Annotated in this window: 2 protein-coding genes; both read right to left on the reverse strand. The window is 30.0% G+C overall.

The genetic code is table 11. The features are described 5' to 3' along the window. Nucleotides 1-394 (reverse strand): hypothetical protein (locus ABES02_RS25225; protein WP_430140527.1); only part of this gene is annotated, 394 nt, incomplete at its 3' end. A gap of 85 nt (nucleotides 395-479) precedes the next feature. After that, entirely contained in the window at nucleotides 480-785 is a 306-nt protein-coding gene (locus ABES02_RS25230) for a hypothetical protein (protein ID WP_430140528.1), read from the reverse strand. Between the last annotated feature and the right edge of the window lie 667 nt (nucleotides 786-1,452).

Here is a 1,452-nt window from a genome sequence, read left to right on the forward strand (position 1 = left end):
TTTTTTGCTTGCCAAATACAAAAGAAGGATTTATGATTATTGGAACTTCTTGGTCCTTTACATAAAATTGCAAACAATACATATACCAGGTTTGTTTTTCATGTATTCTTTTTTTAAAATATCTAACTTCAATTACTTCGTTAAAAACGACTTCTTTTTTATGTTTCTTTTTTTCAATTATTTTATTTGAATAAACAGCTACATACCCTCGAATATCTCCACGATAATGACGGAATATCAGAAAAAATGTTAACAGACATCCAATCCCATAAACGCACAAAAACAAATCTTTTTCAATTACACCCCTAATAGTCATCCCTAAACAAAACAATATCGCAATTAGATTAGCAATTTCAAATACGATGATTTCCCATTTTTGACGTTCGTAAAACAATATAGGATTTTCCAGAGAACTCACTCCATAAGTTAGTAAATAAGGTATGTAAAAAAGTCAATAGGGATAGATTAATAAGGAAAAATCACAATTGACCAAAAATGCTAAGAATTAGAATTAATAAGTAAAAAATTCCGATAAATATTACACATCCAACAACAAAGTTATATCGTCTTTTAATTGGATTAAAAAGTTCTTTTAAACCCGTGATTAAGTGTTCTTCTTTTTTCAAAGTATCTGACCTTGTAGAACGTACAAATCCTATGATGGCTAAAATGAAACCAATTGTCCCGAAAGTACCGCTACTTATAGTATGAGTTAGACGCAAAATGATGGCTACCAACGCTATTAATGGTACTAGAACAATAAAAAAATATTCTTTTATTTTCATTTGTATCACCAAATTTTTTATAAGTTTTAACAAACATTAGTCCTGTTAATAATTGAATTTTACATTACCAAATGGTTTTTCAAATGGAAATTTAATCCTTAATTTAAATTCCTTATTGAACAATCCTGTCACGTTTGTTCAATAAGAAAAGGAGGTGCCGCAGCTCCCTCCGTATTGTTTAACTCAAGTACCCGTTAGTGAAGTAAGGGCAGTCTGACTTTGTTAAAACATGTGTAACAAAAATTGCAACCAAAAAAAATCAAGAATCATAAGGATGCCTATCCCAAACAAAATGTAAGAGGAAATTTTGTGTTTTTTCATATATTCTTCAACTCCACCCACAATGGCACCACAAAAAAAGAAAAGATAGCCCAATCTTGTAAGCCATATCGTAAACGAAGTTTCAGGGGTGACTAAGGATGAGTGGATAAGGAACATAACAGTTCCTATTATCATCAACAAATACCACAAATGCCGCTTGAGTTGATTCAATTTATTGCCCTCACTTACATTTTTATTAGAATAAATTTATAATTTCTTAACAAATAACTGTTTTCTTTTTATCAACTAGAGTATTCTACTGTATACTTCATTATTTGCATACGGTAAATTAATTCCTTTATTTCATACTCCTTATTCAAGTAACCTCCCTCTATATAGAAAGGAA

It is taken from the genome of Neobacillus pocheonensis (genome assembly GCF_050477905.1).
Taxonomy (GTDB): Bacteria; Bacillota; Bacilli; order Bacillales; family Cytobacillaceae; genus Neobacillus; species Neobacillus pocheonensis_A.

Bases quoted from the DNA above. Each gene is read 5' to 3' on its own strand.
- ABES02_RS25230 (WP_430140528.1), bottom strand. From the start codon at position 785: ATGAAAATAAAAGAATATTTTTTTATTGTTCTAGTACCATTAATAGCG.